15 protein-coding genes and 1 tRNA gene are annotated in these 19,483 nt (G+C 59.4%); 14 read left to right on the top strand and 2 right to left on the bottom strand.

Annotation, left to right across the window (positions count from 1 at the left end):
- Positions 1-153 precede the first annotated feature (153 nt).
- The 5 genes from GOW98_RS17680 to GOW98_RS17700 are packed head-to-tail and all read left to right on the top strand — an operon-like array spanning position 154 to position 4,231.
- On the top strand, positions 154-1,113 hold the full coding sequence (locus tag GOW98_RS17680; protein ID WP_170334425.1) for a cupin: 960 nt from the start codon (positions 154-156) through the stop codon (positions 1,111-1,113).
- Positions 1,110-1,712 carry a class I SAM-dependent DNA methyltransferase gene (locus GOW98_RS17685; RefSeq protein WP_170334427.1) on the top strand — a complete coding sequence of 201 codons (603 nt, stop codon included), beginning with the start codon at positions 1,110-1,112 and terminating at the stop codon, positions 1,710-1,712. The genes GOW98_RS17680 and GOW98_RS17685 overlap by 4 nt, the downstream gene beginning before the upstream one ends.
- A 10-nt stretch (positions 1,713-1,722) precedes the next feature.
- Positions 1,723-2,847 (top strand): cobalamin-independent methionine synthase II family protein, encoded by a 1,125-nt coding sequence (locus GOW98_RS17690; protein WP_170334428.1) that lies wholly within the window; start codon positions 1,723-1,725, stop codon positions 2,845-2,847.
- On the top strand, positions 2,844-3,539 hold the full coding sequence (locus GOW98_RS17695; protein WP_170334430.1) for an alpha/beta fold hydrolase: 696 nt from the start codon (positions 2,844-2,846) through the stop codon (positions 3,537-3,539). Before GOW98_RS17690 ends, GOW98_RS17695 begins: the two co-directional genes overlap by 4 nt.
- Positions 3,536-4,231, top strand: coding sequence for an RraA family protein (locus GOW98_RS17700; RefSeq protein WP_170334432.1), 696 nt, complete (start codon positions 3,536-3,538; stop codon positions 4,229-4,231). Before GOW98_RS17695 ends, GOW98_RS17700 begins: the two co-directional genes overlap by 4 nt.
- 686 nt (positions 4,232-4,917) lie before the next feature.
- Here GOW98_RS17700 and GOW98_RS17705 read toward each other — a convergent pair.
- Positions 4,918-5,004: transfer RNA gene (locus GOW98_RS17705), tRNA-Leu, on the bottom strand.
- A 199-nt stretch (positions 5,005-5,203) separates the two neighbouring features.
- Between GOW98_RS17705 and GOW98_RS17710 the strand changes: the two genes are divergently transcribed.
- On the top strand, positions 5,204-6,187 hold the full coding sequence (locus GOW98_RS17710; RefSeq protein ID WP_170334434.1) for a complex I NDUFA9 subunit family protein: 984 nt from the start codon (positions 5,204-5,206) through the stop codon (positions 6,185-6,187).
- On the opposite strand, the gene GOW98_RS17715 is transcribed toward GOW98_RS17710, so the two are convergent.
- Positions 6,188-6,991, bottom strand: coding sequence for an undecaprenyl-diphosphate phosphatase (locus tag GOW98_RS17715; RefSeq protein WP_170334436.1), 804 nt, complete (start codon positions 6,989-6,991; stop codon positions 6,188-6,190). It lies immediately after the preceding gene.
- A 229-nt stretch (positions 6,992-7,220) separates the two neighbouring features.
- Between GOW98_RS17715 and GOW98_RS17720 the strand changes: the two genes are divergently transcribed.
- The 8 genes from GOW98_RS17720 (at position 7,221) to GOW98_RS17755 (ending at position 19,476) form a co-directional block, all read left to right on the top strand.
- Positions 7,221-8,654, top strand: coding sequence for an NAD(P)-dependent oxidoreductase (locus GOW98_RS17720; protein ID WP_170334438.1), 1,434 nt, complete (start codon positions 7,221-7,223; stop codon positions 8,652-8,654).
- Positions 8,655-8,682: 28 nt separating this feature from the next.
- Positions 8,683-9,117: a GFA family protein gene (locus GOW98_RS17725; RefSeq protein WP_170334440.1), complete on the top strand. Its 435-nt coding sequence runs from the start codon at positions 8,683-8,685 to the stop codon at positions 9,115-9,117.
- Positions 9,114-13,646 (top strand): glutamate synthase large subunit, encoded by a 4,533-nt coding sequence (gltB, locus tag GOW98_RS17730; RefSeq protein WP_170334443.1) that lies wholly within the window; start codon positions 9,114-9,116, stop codon positions 13,644-13,646. Before GOW98_RS17725 ends, gltB begins: the two co-directional genes overlap by 4 nt.
- A gap of 194 nt (positions 13,647-13,840) precedes the next feature.
- Entirely contained in the window at positions 13,841-14,809 is a 969-nt protein-coding gene (locus tag GOW98_RS17735) for a Hint domain-containing protein (protein WP_170334445.1), read from the top strand.
- A gap of 39 nt (positions 14,810-14,848) precedes the next feature.
- On the top strand, positions 14,849-15,583 hold the full coding sequence (gene mtgA / locus GOW98_RS17740) for a monofunctional biosynthetic peptidoglycan transglycosylase (protein WP_170334447.1): 735 nt from the start codon (positions 14,849-14,851) through the stop codon (positions 15,581-15,583).
- 58 nt (positions 15,584-15,641) lie between these two features.
- On the top strand, positions 15,642-16,307 hold the full coding sequence (gene fzlA / locus GOW98_RS17745) for an FtsZ-binding protein FzlA (RefSeq protein ID WP_170334450.1): 666 nt from the start codon (positions 15,642-15,644) through the stop codon (positions 16,305-16,307).
- 55 nt (positions 16,308-16,362) lie between these two features.
- Positions 16,363-17,400 carry a tRNA epoxyqueuosine(34) reductase QueG gene (gene queG, locus GOW98_RS17750; RefSeq protein WP_170334452.1) on the top strand — a complete coding sequence of 346 codons (1,038 nt, stop codon included), beginning with the start codon at positions 16,363-16,365 and terminating at the stop codon, positions 17,398-17,400.
- Positions 17,401-17,472: 72 nt separating this feature from the next.
- Positions 17,473-19,476 (top strand): hydantoinase/oxoprolinase N-terminal domain-containing protein, encoded by a 2,004-nt coding sequence (locus GOW98_RS17755; RefSeq protein WP_170334455.1) that lies wholly within the window; start codon positions 17,473-17,475, stop codon positions 19,474-19,476.
- Positions 19,477-19,483 lie beyond the last annotated feature (7 nt).

A 19,483-nucleotide genomic window follows, 5' to 3' on the forward strand; every position in this document is an offset into this window, starting at 1 on the left:
TGCCCTTGGTGCCTGCCCCTTTGGATACCAGCGAAGGAACCCGGCGGTATCACTGCCACCGGGCCTCTTTGCGGGCCAAGCGGCTGAACAACCGCCCTCCCGGGGCAACAGGCTGACCCCCTGTTGCAACATCAAACCCGTTAGGAGACTAAAATGAGCACCATCGAACAACGCATCGTCCGCTATGGCGAGCTGCAACCCTGCAAAACCGCTTTCATCGACGCCCACACTCCGGGCAGCGACCAGAAAGAGAACTTTACCATCGTCGGTGGTGGCGTCTCAGAATCCCCCGATCAGCACGTCCACATCACCGACAAGATCGGCTTCAATATCGGCGCGGCGGGGCAACCTCCGAAATGCCGTAACTCGCTGCACAGTCACACCACGGCCGAGGTTTTCTTTGTCGCCAAGGGTCGCTGGCGTTTCTTCTGGGGCCGTTACGGTACAGCGGGTGAGTTCATTGCCGAGGAGGGTGATATCTTCAACATCCCGACCGGCATCTTCCGCGGGTTCGAGAATGTGGGCGACGACTACGGTATGATCATGTCGATCCTCGGTGGCGACGATGCTGGCGGTGGCGTGACATGGGCACCGCAGGTGATCGAAGACGCACAGGCACATGGCCTGATGCTGGGCGACAACGGTGTGCTGTATGACAGCAAAAAGGGTCAGGAACTGCCGCACAACGTCCGCCCGATGCCTCTGCTGACCGAAGAAGAACTGAAAGCCTATCCCGAAGTGCCCGTCGATGCCGTGATCGGCAAATACGTGGCGCGTTACTGGGACCTGATGGCTCTGGCGGCGGGCAAACCCGCGACTGTGATTGGCGAAAACGGCATCATCAAGGACAAGCCGGGCTTTGAGGTTGATTTCCTGACCCGTGGTTCGGCCCAGAATGATGCGGTCAAGGTCGAGAAGCCTGTGGTTCTGATGCCGGCAAGCGGTCACTGGCGGATCACTGTCGATGGCTATTCGACTACATTTTCGAACGGTGACACTGCAGTTGTCATGCCGGGTGAAACTTACACTGTCGCGCCCTCCATGACCGGTCAGGCGGGTCTCTATCGTATCACGGCCACCGACGATCCTGCCGGTGCGACCTGGGTCGGATGACCGTCGATCCCGACGATACCCATGCCGTCTATGAACGGCAGGCCAGGGCCTATGACGAGCAACGCTCGAAGGCCCTGTTCGAAGCGCGCTGGCTGGCGCGCTTCACCGCCAGCCTGAAGCCCGGCGATCACGTGCTGGATCTAGGCTGCGGAACCGGCGAACCCATCGCCCGCTGGTTCAAGGCCGAAGGCTTCACCGTTACCGGCGTCGACTTTTCGGAAGCGATGCTTGAGATCGCGCGCAGCCGCTGGCCCGATGGCGATTGGGTGCAGGCGGATATGCGCGATTTTGAACTGGACCGCAGCTTTGATGGTATCATCGCTTGGAACAGCTTTTTCCATCTGACAGCGGATGAGCAAAAGGATTGCATCGCCCGCATGGCGCGCCATCTGCGCCCTGGCGGGATGCTGATGCTGACTGTCGGCCCCAGCGCGGGCGAAGAGCAGGGAACCGTCGGAGGAGAGCCGGTTTACCACGCCTCCCTTTCGCCTGCGGCCTATGCCACCTGCCTCGAGGAGAACGGGCTGATTTTGACCGGATTTCTGGCCAAGGACCCGGAGACCCAAAGCCACACCGTGCTGATGGCGCGCAAAAACTAACGGAGGTTCCATGTCCGTAAAGACAACACATGTCGGATCACTGCCACGCTCGCAAGAAGTGGTGGATTTCATCTTTGCCCGCGAACGCGAAGAGCCGTTTGAACAGGGCGCATTCGACGCGAGCATGACCGCAGCCGTGTCAGAAACCGTGCGCAAACAGGTCGAGGCCGGAGTGGATATCGTCAGCGATGGCGAGACCTCGAAGATTTCCTACGCCACCTATGTCAAGGATCGCTATACCGGGTTCTCGGGTGACAGCCCGCGTAACGCTCCGGCTGATCTGAAGATGTTCCCCGGCTTCCTGCAACGGCTGGCCGATGATGGCGGCACGCCGCAATATGCCCGGCCGCAATGCACCGGAGAGGTGCGCTCGAAAGGTCAGGGTGAGTTGGAGAAGGATATTGCGAACCTCAAGGCTGCAATGGCGCAGCACGGGGCCAAGCACGGGTTCATGAACGCCGCATCTCCGGGTGTGATTTCGCTGTTCCTGCAGAACGCTTTCTACCCCACGCGCGAGGCCTATCTGGTCGCACTGGCGGATGCGATGAAGGAGGAATACGAAACCATTGTGGCCGCCGGGCTGGACCTGCAACTGGATTGCCCCGACCTTGCGCTGTCGCGCCACATGTTGTTCACCGATCTTTCCGACGCGGAATTCGTCAAAATCGCCGATATGCACGTTGAGGCCCTGAACCACGCCCTGCAGAACGTGCCGCAAGACCGGGTGCGGGTGCATATCTGCTGGGGCAACTACGAAGGGCCGCATTGCTGCGATATTGCCATGGATAAGGTGTTCACGACCCTGATGAACACAAAATCCCGCTATGTGCTGTTCGAAACCTCGAACCCACGCCACGCGCACGAGTGGACCGTGTTCCGCGACCGCAAGGCTGAGATTCCGGACAACAAGGTTCTGGTGCCCGGCGTTGTCGACACCACAACAAACTTTGTCGAACACCCCGAACTGGTCGCGCAGCGCATCGCGCGTTTCACCGATATCGTCGGTGCGGACCGGGTGATTGCCGGCAGTGACTGTGGTTTCGGAACCTTTGCAGGCTTTGGCGCGGTCGATCCCGACATCGCCTATGCCAAGCTGACCGCGCTGTCCGAAGGCGCTAGGCTGGCCTCGGCATGATACCACTGGTTCTTTTGCCCGGCATGATGTGTGATGCGCGGCTGTATCAGCCGCAAATCGCCGCGTTGTCCGGATCCAGACCGTTAGTGACCTTTCCATTGGCGACGCAGGACAGAGTTCAGGCAATGGCCGCCGATATTCTGGCCGACGCGCCGCCGGCCTTTGCTCTGGCGGGGCTGTCGATGGGCGGCATCGTCGCGATGGAGGTCGTGCGGCAAGCCCCCGACCGGGTCGAACGGCTGGCCCTGCTGGACACCAACCCGCTGGCCGAAAAGCCCGAGGTCAAGGAGCGGCGCGGCCCCCAGATGGCAGCTGTGCGTGATGGTAAACTGCGGACGGTGATGCGGGTCGAGATGAAGCCCAACTACCTTGCCGACGGACCCAATCAGGGCGCCATTCTGGACCTGTGCATGGCGATGGCGATGGATCTTGGCCCCGACGTGTTCCTGCGCCAGTCCCGCGCTTTGATGGACCGTCCAGACCAGTCGGAAACCCTGAAGTCTTATACCGGCAAAGCGCTGGTTTTGTGCGGCCGTGACGACGGCTTGTGTCCGGTCGAGCGGCACCAGCTCATGCACGATCTGCTGCCCGACAGCACGCTGGAAATCATCGAACAGGCTGGGCACCTGCCCACCTTGGAACAACCCAATGACACGACAGCGGCTCTGATCCGCTGGCTGGAGGCCAAATGACACCGTCCCTTCTGACCCTGTTGCGCAAGGTCGATACCCCCACCGTCTGCAACGCCATCGAGGTGGCGCAGGGCAAGCGTGGGTTCGATGCGTTCACCCGCGGCACCATGCTGTGCTCGGCCCCGTCCGAGCCTGCGATCGTGGGTTATGCCCGCACTGCCAAGATCGCCGCGGTTCAGCCGCCATCTGAAGCGCCGGAGGTCATCCGGGAACGCCGCATGGCTTATTACAAGTATATGGCCGAAGGCCCCGCGCCCTCGGTCGCGGTGATCGAGGATGTCGATTTCCCCAACTGCATCGGCGCCTATTGGGGCGAAATCAATACGACCGTGCACAAAGGCTTTGGTATGTCGGGTGCCCTGACCAACGGCGTCATGCGCGACCTCGGCGATCTGCCCGAAGGTTTTCCGGTGGTTGCCGGGTCCGTCGGACCCAGCCATGGCTTTGTCCATGTGCGCGAACTTGATACGCCGGTGTCGGTCTTTGGTTTAACGGTCAACCCCGGTGATCTGATCCACGCTGACCGCCATGGCGCGCTGGTGGTGCCAGAGGATATTGTCGATCAGCTTGAGGCCGCGATTCAGAAACTGCTGACGACCGAACGCATCGTCCTTGATGCTGCCACCCAGCCGGGCTTTGATTTTCCGGCCTTTCAATCGGCCTGGGAAAAATTCGAAAAATCGAGGGTTTAAATCAATTCCGGGTCACGGAATAACACCGAAGAGCAGTGAGGTCAGGCGCGGGTCACTTGCGCCCGGCCGGGAGGTCATCGCGTTTCTCTTCCAGAACGGAGTGGAACAGCGTGGTCAGTTCGGATTTCTTGATCGGGGGAACTCTGCGGCTCTTTGCTGACATGGGTTCTGTATCCTCTGCAGCAGAAACTTGCACAGTTTTGGTCGCTTTGAAGCGATTGAGAAATGAACTGATCTTCATTTTACTTTCCTCCAAAATTCCGTTCCAAAAATTGCCGCTGCGGACCTGATCCGAACCCGCTGGTTCTGGGCTCGAGGATCGATGATCCGTGAGTGGTGATCCGCAGCGACACGGGGCATTTACGCAGTGGCTTTCTTGGAACAAGGGGGAAGAATCCGCCTATTTACGTCATTTTTTAACTGTTCGGTCAAAAAGTGTTTCCAACGCTTACCTTTACGTAAGGATGTTGAAGGAGAAGTTTACGTTTCTGGACGTTACGTCACTTTTGGAACTGTCGTCGCAACCGCCTGAACGGGGCTTTTAAACCCGAAGAATGTGGCTGGATTCGAAAGCTGGAACCACTGCCTGCTTTCAAATCAACACGATTTATGGAACGGAGGATAAATCCCGCAGACAATTGTGATCTCCGTATTTGCGGATTGGTCATTTTACATTGTCGGGAATTTGGTGCCCAGGAGAGGACTCGAACCTCCACGTCCATACGGACACTAGCACCTGAAGCTAGCGCGTCTACCAATTCCGCCACCTGGGCAGGTGTCGTGGAGGGGCGTTTAAGCCTACTGGCGGGGGGCGTCAACAGGATTCGGGAAGTTTTTTGAAAGTTTTTTGAACCATGCCTTAAACACTCCGGAAACCGACGGTTTTTTCAAGGATGCGCGGCGTTATTGCGCCTTGTTTGCCGGGGCTTTGGGCGGTAGATCGGATCAAGATCCATCAGCAGGAGCCCTCGCATGTCCAAACTGGTCACGATTTACGGCGGATCGGGATTTGTCGGTCGTTACATCGCACGTCGCATGGCGAACGAAGGATGGCGCGTGCGGGTCGCGGTACGCCGCCCGAATGAGGCGATGTTTGTCAAACCCTATGGTGTGGTTGGTCAGGTCGAACCCATTCTGTGCAACATCCGCGATGATGCCTCGGTGGCTGCGGTCATGCATGGCGCGGACGCGGTGGTGAACTGCGTCGGAGTGTTGAACGAACTGGGCAAAAACGCATTTGACGCCGTGCAGGCCGAAGGGGCCGAGCGGATCGCGCGGATCGCCGCCGAACAGGGCGTTGCACGAATGGTGCATGTTTCGGCCATTGGGGCGGATGCGGACTCCAACAGCGAATATTCCCGCACCAAGGCGCATGGCGAGGCTGGCGTGCTTTCGCATATGCCGAACGCGGTCATCCTGCGTCCGTCGGTCATTTTCGGGACCGAGGATCAGTTCTTTAACCGTTTCGCAGGCATGACCCGCATGGGGCCGTTCCTGCCTCTGGTCGGCGCGGACACCAAGTTTCAGCCGGTTTATGTAGATGATGTGGCCAAAGCCGCCGTTAAGGGCGTACTGGGTCAGGCTGAGGCCGGTATCTATGAGCTGGGTGGGCCCGAGGTGAAATCCTTCCGTGCACTGATGCAGCAGATGCTGGGCGTGATCCACCGCCGCCGTGTTGTCATTGGCGTTCCGTTCTTTGCGGCTAGGGTTATGGCAGGTGTGCTGGACATCGCGAAATTCGTCAGCTTTCAGCTGTTCCCGAACCATATCCTGACTCGCGACCAGCTGAAGAACCTGCGCCGTGACAATGTGGTGTCCGCGGATGCCAAGGGCTTTGACGATCTGGGAATCGAACCGGCCACGTTGGAATCGGTGCTGCCGGATTACCTGTGGAAGTTCCGCCCGGCCGGTCAATATGACGACATCCAGAATTCGGCCGATAACCTGCGGACTTGATCAGCTGTAGGCAATCACTAGCAGGATCGCGCCCAGAATTACGCGATAGATCACGTAAGGCGTGAAACTGACGCTGCGCAGTAGGCGCATCATCAGGGTCAGCGCCAGCAGGGCCGAGACAAAGGCAAAAAAGGCGGCAATCGCGCCGTCTTTGGCCAGTTGTGCGTCCGCCTCGCGGATCACATCTGCCGACAACAACACGCCCGAGGCCAGAATCGTCGGGATCGACATCAGCATCGCGATGCGTGCGCCATCTTCGCGGCTGTATCCCAACTGCCGCGCGCCGGTGATGGTGATGCCTGACCGCGAGGTGCCCGGAATCAGCGCCAGAACCTGCCACAACCCCATGATCATGGCGTCGCGCAGGCCCCAATCTTCGGCCTGTTTTGTCTGCGGCCCTTTCTGGTCCATCCAATACAACACCAGCCCGAAACCCAGCATGGTCCAGCCAATTACAGCCATCGAGCGCAACGACTGGCTAAGACCGGTTTTAAACAGGATGGCGCCGACGATGACGGTGGGAATGGTTGCTATGATCAGTCCCATCGCAAGCCGGGCCTGCGGGGTATCGAGCCGTCCGGTCAGGGCGCGCGGCAGGCCGGAAACGGCCTGTTTCACGTCGGACCAGAAGTACAGGATCACGGCGCCCAGAGTGCCCACATGCACGGCAACGTCGATGGTCAGCCCCTGGTCGTCCAAACCCGTCAGGCTGGGCAGCAGGATCAGATGGCCCGACGATGAAATGGGCAAAAATTCGGTGATTCCCTGAATAATTGCCGCGAGAATCAGTTGAAAAAAACTCATTTAACCTGCCGTGCCGCCGTCACGTATTCTATAATGCAATGGGTATAAGTGTGGTGCCAAAAAGGAAAGCGCGGAAATAGGTCCGATTCGGTACTAAAAAACTGAATATTTTTCATCGATTTCGGTTTCCGGCTCAAATTTTTTCAATTTAGGTCAGCATAATTGACTTTTCATCCAGAACCGTATCTCTTAAAGAAGTCCGACCAAGCCAATTCATGGAGTCTGACCCGTGGCCAAGCAACCGATGCTGAAATTTGTGCAGATCGACCGCGTCATGCCTGAAAAGCGTGCCGCCGATGCGCGCAAAGAAGATTTTGACGAAATCTATGCTGAATTCGCGTCGGCCAAGGCGGAAGAACAGGCCAGTCGCTGCAGTCAATGTGGTGTGCCCTATTGTCAGTCGCACTGCCCGTTGCACAACAACATTCCCGACTGGCTGCGCCTGACCGCGACCGGCCGTCTGGAAGAGGCTTATGCCACCAGCCAAGCCACCAACACCTTCCCCGAGATCTGTGGCCGCATCTGCCCGCAGGACCGTCTGTGCGAAGGCAACTGCGTGATCGAACAATCCGGCCATGGCACGGTTACAATTGGCACTATCGAAAAATACATCACCGACACGGCCTGGGACAAAGGTTGGGTAAAGCCGGTTATCCCCGCGGCTGAGCGCAGCGAAAGCGTCGGCATCATCGGTGGCGGCCCCGGCGGTCTGGCTGCGGCGGATATGCTGCGCCAGGCTGGCATTCAAGTCACCGTTTATGACCGCTATGACCGCGCGGGCGGTCTGCTGATGTACGGCATTCCGGGCTTCAAGCTGGAAAAAGACATCGTGCAGCGCCGCAATGACCTGCTGGCTGATGGCGGGGTCGAGTTCGTTCTGAATTGCGACGTGGACGCCGAAAAGTTTGCAGAAATCAACGCCAAGCATGACGCGGTGATTATTGCGACCGGTGTTTACAAGTCGCGTGACCTGTCCATGCCGGGCAGCGGTCTGAATGGCATCGAGAAAGCCATCGACTTCCTGACCGCCTCGAACCGCAAAAGCTTTGGCGACGCCGTCGAAGATTTCGACAATGGCCGCCTGAATGCCGACGGCAAGAAAGTTGTCGTGATCGGCGGTGGTGACACCGCGATGGACTGCGTACGCACCTCGATCCGTCAGGGTGCGACCTCGGTCAAATGTCTGTATCGCCGCGACCGTGCCAACATGCCGGGCTCGCAGCGCGAAACCCAGAACGCCGAGGAAGAAGGCGTAGTGTTTGAATGGCTCAGCGCGCCCAAGGGCTTTACCGGCGATGACAAAGTCTCGGGTGTGATGGTGCAGAAGATGCGTTTGGGTCAGCCCGATGCTTCGGGCCGTCAGGCGCCCGAAGTGATCGAAGGCGCGGATTACGTCGAAGAGGCCGATCTGGTGATCAAGGCGCTGGGTTTCGAGCCCGAAGACCTGCCCACCCTGTTTGGTCAGCCCGACCTGCCCGTGACCCGTTGGGGCACCGTCAAGGCCGCGTTCCAGACCGGCGAGACCGAGATGGACGGTGTCTATGCCATTGGCGACATCGTGCGCGGTGCCTCGCTGGTGGTTTGGGCGATCCGTGACGGCCGCGACTGCGCCGATGCGATCATCGACCGGTTCAACGCCAAGGCCGCCATCGCAGCCGAGTAAACCAACGCCCAGCGACAGGAGGGTTCGAATGCCCGAATTGCAAGGCCAATGCATGTGTGGCGCGGTCACCGTGACCGCCACCCCGGCGAAGGACTCGCTGGGCGCATGTCATTGCGACCAATGCCGTCGCTGGACCAGCTCGATGCTGGTGACGTTTCAGGCCGAGCCCGGCTATGCCGCTTTGGGCCCGGTCAAAACCTTCACCTCGTCCGAATGGGCCGAGCGTGCCTTTTGCGCCGAGTGTGGCTCGGCCCTTTGGTACCGGGTCACCGCACCGGGCGAGATGCACGGACACACTGAAATGGCAGCGGGCCTGTTCGAAGACACAGGAAACCTGCTGCAACTGGAACTTTTTATCGACAAAAAGCCCGATGGGTACGCGTTCGCAGGCGAACGCAAGCAGATGACCAAAGCCGAGGTCGAAGCCATGTTTGCCCAGCCGGAAGAAGGAGACAGCCAATGACCAAATATGATGCCGATTGGGTGCGGGCCGAGGAAGCCAAGCGCAAATGGATGGCGGAAAACGGTCTCTATTCCGAGGAAGAAGAGCATTCTTCCTGCGGTGTGGGCCTTGTTGTATCCGTTGACGGCAAGCCGTCGCGCAAGGTTGTGGATGCCGGGATCGATGCCCTCAAGGCGATCTGGCACCGTGGTGCTGTGGATGCCGATGGCAAGACCGGTGACGGCGCGGGCATCCACGTTCAGATCCCGGTGCCCTTCTTCTATGATCAGATCCGTCGTACCGGCCACGAGCCTAATCTGGATGAGCTGATCGCGGTTGGTCAGGTCTTCCTGCCCCGCACCGATTTCGGCGCGCAGGAAAGCTGCCGGACCATCGTGGAAACCGAAGTTCTGCGCATGGGCTACTACATCTACGGCTGGCGCCACGTGCCGGTGGATGTCACCTGTCTGGGCGACAAGGCCAACGCGACCCGTCCTGAGATCGAGCAGATTCTGATCTCGAATTCCAAAGGCGTGGACGAAGAGACGTTTGAGCGCGAGCTATATGTCATCCGTCGCCGCATCGAAAAGGCGGCCGCTGCTGCAGGCATTTCCGGCCTCTATCTGGCGTCGCTGTCATGCCGTTCGATCATCTACAAGGGCATGATGCTGGCCGAGCAGGTGGCGGTGTTTTACCCCGACCTGATGGACGAACGCTTTGAATCGGCGTTTGCGATCTATCACCAGCGTTATTCGACCAACACCTTCCCGCAATGGTGGTTGGCGCAGCCGTTCCGCATGTTGGCTCATAACGGTGAAATCAACACGCTGAAAGGCAACATCAACTGGATGAAGAGCCATGAGATCCGCATGGCGTCGGGCACCTTTGGTGACTATGCCGAGGATATCAAGCCGATCATCGCGGGTGGATCGTCGGACTCGGCTGCTTTGGACTCGGTTTTCGAGGTTCTGGTGCGCGCGGGCCGTTCGGCCCCGATGGCGAAAACCATGCTGGTGCCGGAGAGCTGGTCCAAGCAGGCGGTCGAGCTGCCGCAGGCGTGGCGTGACATGTATTCCTACTGCAACTCGGTGATGGAGCCGTGGGATGGCCCCGCAGCACTTGCCATGACCGATGGCCGCTGGGTCTGTGCTGGTCTGGACCGGAACGGCCTGCGTCCGATGCGTTATGTGGTGACGGGCGATGGTCTGGTCATCGCAGGGTCCGAGGCCGGTATGGTGCCGATCGATGAGGCATCGGTGACCGAAAAAGGCGCGCTGGGTCCGGGTCAGATGCTGGCCGTCGATATGAAAAAGGGCAAGCTTTACCGCGATACCCAGATCAAGGACAAACTGGCGCGCGCGCTGCCCTTTGGCGAGTGGGTCGGCAAGATCAACGATTTGGACGTCACGTTGGCCGAAGTGGCCGAAGCGCCAATCTTCTCGGGTGAAGAACTGCGCAAGCGTCAGATTGCGGCGGGCTATTCGATCGAGGAACTGGAGCAAATCCTCGCGCCGATGGCCGAGGACGGTAAGGAATCGATTGCCTCGATGGGGGATGACACTCCGTCGGCGGTTCTGTCCAAGCAATACCGCCCGCTGAGTCATTTCTTCCGCCAGAACTTCAGCCAGGTGACCAACCCGCCGATCGACAGCTTGCGTGAATACCGCGTGATGTCGCTGAAAACGCGGTTCGGTAACCTGAAAAACGTGCTGGATGAAGACAGCAGCCAGACCGAAATCATCGTGCTGGAAAGCCCCTTCGTCGGCAACGCGCAGTGGGACAAACTAGTCGAAAACTTCGGCTCTCCGCTGGCTGAGATTGACTGTAGCTTTGAGCCCGGCCGAGGTGCACTAAGCGCCGCTTTGTCCCGTGTTAGAGCCGAAGCAGAAGAGGCCGTGCGTTCGGGCGCTGGGCATCTGGTGCTGTCCGACGTGAACTCGGGCGAAGGTCGCGTGGCGATGCCGATGATCCTGGCGACCAGCGCGGTTCACTCGCATCTGACCCGCCAGGGGCTGCGGACCTTCTGCTCATTGAACGTGCGCTCGGCCGAATGTGTCGACCCGCATTACTTTGCCGTGCTGATCGGCTGTGGCGCGACAGTTGTGAACGCCTATCTGGCCGAGGATTCGCTGGCCGACCGCATTGGTCGCGGCCTGCTGGATGGCACTCTGACCGAAAACGTGGCCCGTTTCCGTGAAGCCATTGACCAAGGTCTGTTGAAAATCATGGCCAAGATGGGCATCTCGGTGATCTCGTCTTATCGCGGAGGTCTGAACTTTGAGGCCGTGGGTCTCAGCCGCGCCATGGTGGCCGAGTATTTCCCGGGCATGACCAGCCGGATTTCCGGTATCGGTGTCACCGGTATTCAGACCAAGGCCGAGGAAATCCACGCTAAAGCCTGGACCAGCGGACTGGACGTGCTGCCCATCGGTGGTTTCTACAAAGCGCGCAAATCGGGTGAGACCCACGCGTGGGAAGCAACCTCGATGCATATGATGCAGATGGCCTGCAACCGCGCCTCGTACGAACTGTGGAAGCAGTATTCGGCCAAGATGCAGTCGAACCCGCCGATCCACCTGCGCGACCTGATGGATTTCAAACCGCTGGGCAAGCCAGTGCCAATTGAAGAGGTCGAATCGATCACCTCGATCCGCAAGCGGTTCGTGACCCCGGGCATGTCGCTGGGCGCGTTGAGCCCCGAGGCGCACAAGACGCTGAACGTGGCGATGAACCGGATCGGAGCGAAATCCGACTCGGGTGAAGGTGGTGAAGATCCGGCGCATTTCGTGCCGGAGCCCAATGGTGATAACCCGTCGGCCAAGATCAAACAGGTGGCTTCGGGCCGGTTCGGTGTGACCGCCGAATACCTGAACCAGTGTGAAGAGCTTGAGATCAAGGTCGCCCAGGGCGCGAAACCCGGTGAGGGTGGTCAGCTGCCGGGCATGAAGGTCACCGACCTGATTGCGCGTCTGCGGCACTCGACCAAGGGTGTGACGCTGATCTCGCCGCCGCCGCACCACGATATCTATTCGATCGAGGATCTGGCGCAGCTGATCTACGACCTCAAGCAGATCAACCCGCGCTGTAAGGTGACGGTCAAGCTGGTTGCGTCTTCGGGCGTTGGCACGATTGCTGCCGGTGTTGCCAAGGCGAAAGCGGATATCATCCTGATTTCGGGCCACAATGGTGGCACGGGTGCCTCGCCCGCGACCTCGATCAAATATGCTGGACTTCCGTGGGAGATGGGCCTGACCGAGGCGCATCAGGTTCTGGCGATGAACAACCTGCGTGATCGCGTGACCCTGCGGACCGATGGTGGCCTGCGCACCGGTCGTGACATTGTCATGGCCGCGATGATGGGGGCCGAGGAATACGGTATCGGTACTGCCGCCCTGATCGCAATGGGCTGTATCATGGTACGCCAGTGCCAGTCGAACACCTGCCCGGTTGGCGTCTGTACGCAGGATGAAGACCTGCGCGCCAAGTTCACCGGCAATGCGGACAAGGTCGTCAACCTGATCACCTTCTACGCGCAGGAAGTGCGCGAGTTGCTGGCCAGCCTGGGTGCGCGTTCGATCGACGAGATCATCGGCCGGGCCGATCTGTTGGCGCAGGTCAGCCGTGGATCCGCGCATCTGGACGATCTGGACCTGAACCCGCTGTTGATCACCGTCGATGGTGCTCAGGACATCGTTTATAACCGCGACAAGGATCGCAACGTGGTGCCGGATACTCTGGATGCCGAGATCGTTCGTGATGCGGCGCGGTTCCTTAAGGATGGCGAAAAGATGCAGCTGTCTTATGCGGTGCAGAACACACACCGGACCGTAGGTACCCGTGTTTCCAGCCATATCGTGCAGAACTTTGGGATGCGGAACACGTTCCAGTCCGACCACCTGCATGTGAAACTGCAAGGGTCGGCCGGTCAGTCGCTGGGGGCTTTTGCGGCGCCGGGTCTGAAACTGGAAGTGTCAGGCGATGCCAATGACTATGTCGGCAAGGGTCTGTCGGGCGGCATGATTGTCGTTCGCCCGCCGCAGGTCAGCCCGCTGAAGGCGGATGACAACACTATCATCGGCAACACCGTCCTGTATGGGGCCACCGATGGCTACCTGTTCGCCGCCGGCCGCGCAGGTGAGCGGTTCGCGGTGCGCAACTCGGGCGCCACGGTGGTGATCGAGGGCTGTGGTTCCAACGGTTGTGAATATATGACCGGCGGTGTTGCGGTGATCCTGGGTGACATCGGTGCCAACTTTGGCGCGGGCATGACGGGCGGTATGGCTTATCTGTACGACCCCGAAGGCAAGGCCGAAAAGCTGATGAACATGGAAACGCTGGTGACCTGCCCGGTGGCCGTCGACCATTGGGAAGAGCAGCTGAAATCGCTGATCGAAACCCATCAGGTTGAAACCTTTAGCCGCAAGGCTGCCGACATTCTGCAGCACTGGGATGTTGAAAAGGCCAACTTCCTGCAAGTCTGCCCGAAAGAGATGCTGAACAAGCTCAGCCATCCTCTGACTAACGAGGTCGAGGCGGTTCCAGCGGAATAAGCCGGTATCAGATCCTGAACAAGAAAACCCGCGTGTCTCAGAAAACACGCGGGTTTTATCATTTTTAGCTGATTTCTTCGCATTTATTGCACTTTTGCGCGGATCACGCCTAGCTATGGCCATAGTTCCTTCGGGATATGCAGCCATACTGCATCCCAATGTAACCAATGTAATGAGTTGGCAGGAGCAGGCACATGCCCACGACCTATACAGATCAGTTCTTTATTCTGGATCCGGCGAACCCCGGCGCAAATGGTACGGTTCCGGGTTCGGCACTGTCATTTCAGAAGCTCGACATCGTTGATTTCAACGACGATGACCTGATCGATCGGCTTGATCCTCCGGTTGGCCCACCGGGCGACACCGTTGACGGCGTTGATATCACGTCTTCGTTTTTCAACGATATGGTGACAATCGAATTGGCGAACGGGACAGAGGTTACCTATACCGGCGTCACCTTCTATCTGGCCGACGGGCGTGAGGTTTTTACGCCAACCGATGGGCAGGTTCTGCAAAACGGCACATTCGTCAGTTCATCCGTCACGGATTTCAGCGATACCGGAGATTCCTTTGGTTCGGTTAATATCGCCAACGATGATCTTGGTCCTCCCTGTTTCACGCCCGGTACGTTGATCGACACACCGGACGGGCCGCGTCGGGTCGAAGAGTTGCAACCGGGAGACCTGATCACAACCACCGACAATGGTCCGCAATCCTTGCTGTGGGTGGGCCGGACCAAAGTCAGGGCACAGGGCAAACTGGCCCCAATCCGTTTCGAGGCTGGGGTTTTGGGGCTGGATCGCCCTCTGACCGTGTCACCTCAGCACCGGATGCTAGTGGCGGATTGGCGGGCGCCTTACCACTTTGGTCATTCCGAGGTTCTGATCGCCGCCCATTGTCTGGTCAACGGTGAAACGGTCACACGCGTCGAAGGAGACGAGGTCGAGTATATCCACCTGTTGTTTGCTCGTCATGAGATCGTCATTGCCAACGGGGCAAAAAGTGAAAGCTATTATCCCGGACATGCGATTTCCCAATCGGATCGGGATACGCAGGCCGAGATATTCCGGCTTTTTCCCGAATTGTGCGGGCGTAACCCCGAAATGCCAGAGACCGCACGACCCGTCATCCGTCCGCGCGAGGCTCGGGCACTGGCGATATAAATCGTTTTAAACCCCGGCGCCGCGTCGTATAGCAAGCACATGGCACAAAAAGCAGCGCGCAAATCGAGCAGTAAGAAAAGCAAAGCGTCAAAGACAAAGAAACCAACCAAATTGCGGATTCGCCGTTGGGTGACTCGGGCTGTGTTGGGAGTGGTTGTCTTTGTGGTCGGGCTGGTGGCGCTGTTTTCTGTAGTGAACCCGCCGGTAACACATACGATCTGGTCCGAATGGCGCCGGCTGGGCAAAGTCGAGCGGGATTGGGTTCCGATCGAAGAGATATCTCCCGTTATGGCGCGTTCGGTCGTGGCGGCCGAGGATGCCAATTTCTGCCTGCATTGGGGTTTCGACGTCGAAGCGATCCGCGACGCGCTGGAGGATGGTGGTTCGCGTGGGGCGTCGACCATTACGCAGCAGGTGGTGAAGAATGTCTTCCTGTGGCAGGGCCGCAGTTGGGTGCGCAAAGCGCTGGAAACCTCGATCACGCCGGTTGTCGAGATTTTCTGGAGCAAGCAACGTATTCTTGAGGTTTATCTAAACGTAGCCGAAACCGGGCAGGGCGTGTTTGGGGTCGAGGCCGCAGCGCGAAGCAATTTCAACGTGCCCGCTGCTCGACTGAGCCCGGTGCAGGCCGCGCGCATCGCAGCGATCTTGCCCTCGCCCCGCAACCGGTCGGTCACCGATCCTTCGGTTTGGACGCGCCGAAGGGCTGCGTCGATTTTGGACGGGGCGGCCACCATCCGCGCAGATGGTCGCGCGGATTGTTTCGAGGATTGAAACCCATCGCCCCTCAAGGCTAAATCTGGGGGGTATTCACTGGTTCGATTGGAAGCCCATGGCGCGTCTGTTTCACGTTCCCCTGTCCCCGTATTGCCGCAAGGTTCGCCTGTCTATGGCGGAAAAGAAGATCGAGGTCGAGCTGGTCGAAGAGCGATACTGGGAAAAAGACCCGGATTTCCTGCGCCGCAATCCGGCCGGTAAAGTGCCGGTTTTGCGGTTGGACGGGCAGATCATGTCGGAAAGCGCAGCGATTTGTGAATATATCGAGGAAACGCGACCTGAGCCCCCTCTGATGCCGAAAACGCCTGAGGCCCGTTACGAGATGCGTCGTTTGGTAGGCTGGTTCGATGACAAGTTCCACCACGAGGTGACCTCGAAACTGCTGTATGAGCGGGTGAACAAGAAGGTCACCGGTGAAGGCTATCCAGACAGCAAGAACGTTAAGGAAGGCGCCCGCGCGATCAAATACCATCTGGATTACATGGCGTGGCTGCTGGATCATCGGCGCTGGCTGGCGGGGGACCAGATGACTTTGGCGGATTTTGCAGCTGCGGCGCATCTGTCGGCTCTGGATTATATCTCGGACGTGGATTGGAATCGGTCTGCCGCGGTTAAGGACTGGTACGCCAAGATCAAATCGCGGCCAGCGTTTCGATCGATATTAGCGGACCAGGTGCCGGGGTTCCGGCCGCCCGCTCATTACGCCGATCTGGATTTCTGATAGGGTGGCAAAGGGGGCTGTCTGTCCCCGGACCCCCAAGGATATTTGTAGCCAGATGAAGATCGGAGCGGGTTTAAAAGACAAGCTGGTGGCGCAGGCGCTGAGCGAAGGGTTTGTATCTTGTCGTGTGTGCCGACCTTGGGATGTGCCAGAGGTTCCATCCCGATTGGAGGCGTTCCTGCAGGCCGGATACCATGGGCAGATGGCGTGGATGGCCGAGCGGACCCATTGGCGCGGTGATCCGGCGGCACTGTGGCGCGAGGCGCGGTCGGTGATCATGCTGGCCGAAAGTTATGCACCGGATCATGACCCGACCGAAGTGCTGAATCACCCGGAAAAGGCAGCGATCTCGGTCTATGCGCAGAACAAGGACTATCATGATCTGGTCAAGAAACGGCTGAAGCGTCTGGCCCGTTGGCTGATTGCCGAGGCCGGGGGTGAGGTGAAGGTCTTTGTCGATACGGCTCCAGTGCCGGAAAAGGCTTTGGGCCATGCTGCCGGACTGGGTTGGCAGGGTAAACACACCAATCTGGTTAGCCGGGATTGGGGTAATTGGGCCTTTATAGGGTCTGTTTTTACCACTTTGGATCTGCAATCAGACATGGCCGAGGTGGATAATTGCGGATCGTGCCGTGCCTGTCTGGATGCCTGTCCGACGGATGCATTCCCGGCACCTTACCAGTTGGATGCGACGCGCTGTATTTCCTACCTGACCATTGAACACAAAGGCCCGGTGGACGAGGAACTGCGCGCCAAGCTCGGCAACCGGATTTACGGCTGCGACGATTGCCTGGCGGCCTGTCCCTGGAACAAGTTTGCGGTTGCGGCCAGCGATATGCGCTATGCCGCCCGGGAGGATCTGAAAGCGCCTGCCTTGGCGGACCTGGCGGCGCTGGACGACGCGGCGTTTCGTGCGAAGTTCTCCGGATCTCCGATCAAACGCATCGGACGGGATCGCTTTGTGCGCAATGTGCTCTATGCCATCGGCAACTCGGGCAGGGCCGAATTGCGGCCGATTGCGCAGGGTTTGACCGACGATCCGGACCCAGCAGTTGCTGATGCGGCGCGCTGGGCGGTGCAACGATTGCCATAAGTGCCGCAAACAGGCTGGACGTGTCGGTCCAAACCGCTAAACCCATCCGCAGCGAACAAAAAGGAGATCCCGATGGCGTTGGCTTTGGGGGTGGATACGGGCGGAACCTATACCGATGCGGTGCTGGTCCGGGATGAGTGTAAGGTGATCGCCTCGGCCAAGTCCCTGACCACGCGCGCTGATCTGGCGATTGGCGTGGGCAAGGCGATTCAGGCGGTTCTGGAGGCGGCGCAGGTGGCGCCGGAACAGATTTCGATGGCGTCGCTGTCAACCACATTGGCGACAAACGCGTTGGTCGAAGGGCAGGGCGGGCGCGTGGCGCTGATCTATATCGGGTTCAAGGACGGCGATCTGGACAAGCACGGGCTGCGGGACGCATTGAAGGGTGATCCGGCTTTGGTGGTTGCGGGCGGTCACACCCATGCCGGAGGCGAAGCTGCGCCGTTGGATTTGGCGGCGCTTGAGGCATTTTTAGACTCTCACAAAGGTATTTCGGGCTTTGCCGTTGCTGCCCAGTTTGCCACACGGAACCCCGCGCATGAGTTGGAGGCGGCGCGGATCATTGCTGAGCGGACCGGTTCCCCGGTCACATGTTCGCATCACCTGTCAGCCAAGTTGAATGGTCCGAAACGGGCGGTGACCGCCGTGTTGAATGCGCGTCTGATCGGGATGATCGACAGGTTGATCGGGCGGGCGCAGGACCGGTTGCTGGAATTGGGCATCACTGCACCGATGATGGTTGTGCGGGGCGACGGTGCCCTGATGAGCGCTGAACAGGCGCGCGAACGGCCGATAGAAACTATCCTCAGCGGCCCGGCGGCGTCGATTGTTGGGGCAAGCTGGCTGACGGGAACCGAGAACGCACTGGTTTCGGATATCGGCGGGACCACCACCGATGTGGCGTTGATCCGCGACGGCAAGCCCGCGATTGATCCCGCTGGCGCGCAGGTTGGCGGGTTCCGCACTATGGTTGAGGCGGTCGCTATGCGCACCCATGGTCTGGGCGGCGACAGTCAGGTGCATGTGATGACCGAAGGACTGGGCGGCGGCGTGTTTCTGGGGCCGCGTCGGGTGCTGCCGGTCTCGTTGATTGCGTCTGAAGCGCCCGAGGCCGTTCATGCCGTGTTGGACGCGCAGTTGCGTGCAACGACGGTGGGCGAACACGATACGAGGTTTGCGCGGCGCGTTCCCGGCATTCATGCCGAAGGCTTGGGCGCGCGGGAAGAGGCCCTGCTGGAGCGGTTGGGCGACAAGGTTCTGCCGCTCAGCGGGTTGCTGCGGACCCGGATGGAAAACGGAGCCTTGGCGCGGTTGGTGGATCGCGGGATCGTACAGGTTTCGGGCGTGACGCCATCGGATGCCAGCCATGTTCTGGGTCGTTTGGACGCCTGGGATGCGGATGCGGCGCATAAGGCGCTTGAACTGATCGCGCGCAAACGGATTGGAACCGGGGACAGGCTGGCTAAGACGTCCGAGGAATTGGCGCAGATCATCGTGGATCAACTGACTGAACAAACCACTTTGACCTTGTTAGAGACTGCTTTTGCGGAAGAGGCCGAGGCTTTTGGCGTGCCATCAGCCGAGCTGGCGCGCCATGTCCTGACGCAAAAAGGCCTGTCCGGCCATCGCGGCCTGTTGGCACTGGATACCACTTTGAACGTGGATGTGGTGGGCCTCGGGGCGTCGGCGCCCAGTAATTATCCGGCGGTCGGCGAGCGTCTGCGCTGTCGCATGATTCTGCCGGAACATGCGGGTGTGGCCAATGCCATCGGTGCCGTGGTGGGCCGCCTGACCCTGCGCCGAACCGGCACGGTCACGTCTCCGTCCGAAGGCCGGTTCCGGGTTCACCTTGAAGACGGCCCGCAAGACTTTAACGAATCCGACGCGGCGTTGAATCTTTTGGAATCAGTACTGCGGTCCGAGGCCGAGGGCGCCGTGCGTCAGGCCGGGGCCGAGGATATCCGGGTCGTGGTTGACCGGGATATCCGAACCGCCCGGATCGAGGCGCAGGACGTGTTTGTCGAGGCCATGATCACCGTCGAGGCCAGTGGCCGCCCTCGGGTGGCGACGGGATAGCCCCCGC

The sequence above is a fragment of the Ruegeria arenilitoris genome (assembly GCF_013032445.1).
Classification (GTDB): Bacteria; Pseudomonadota; Alphaproteobacteria; order Rhodobacterales; family Rhodobacteraceae; genus Ruegeria; species Ruegeria arenilitoris_F.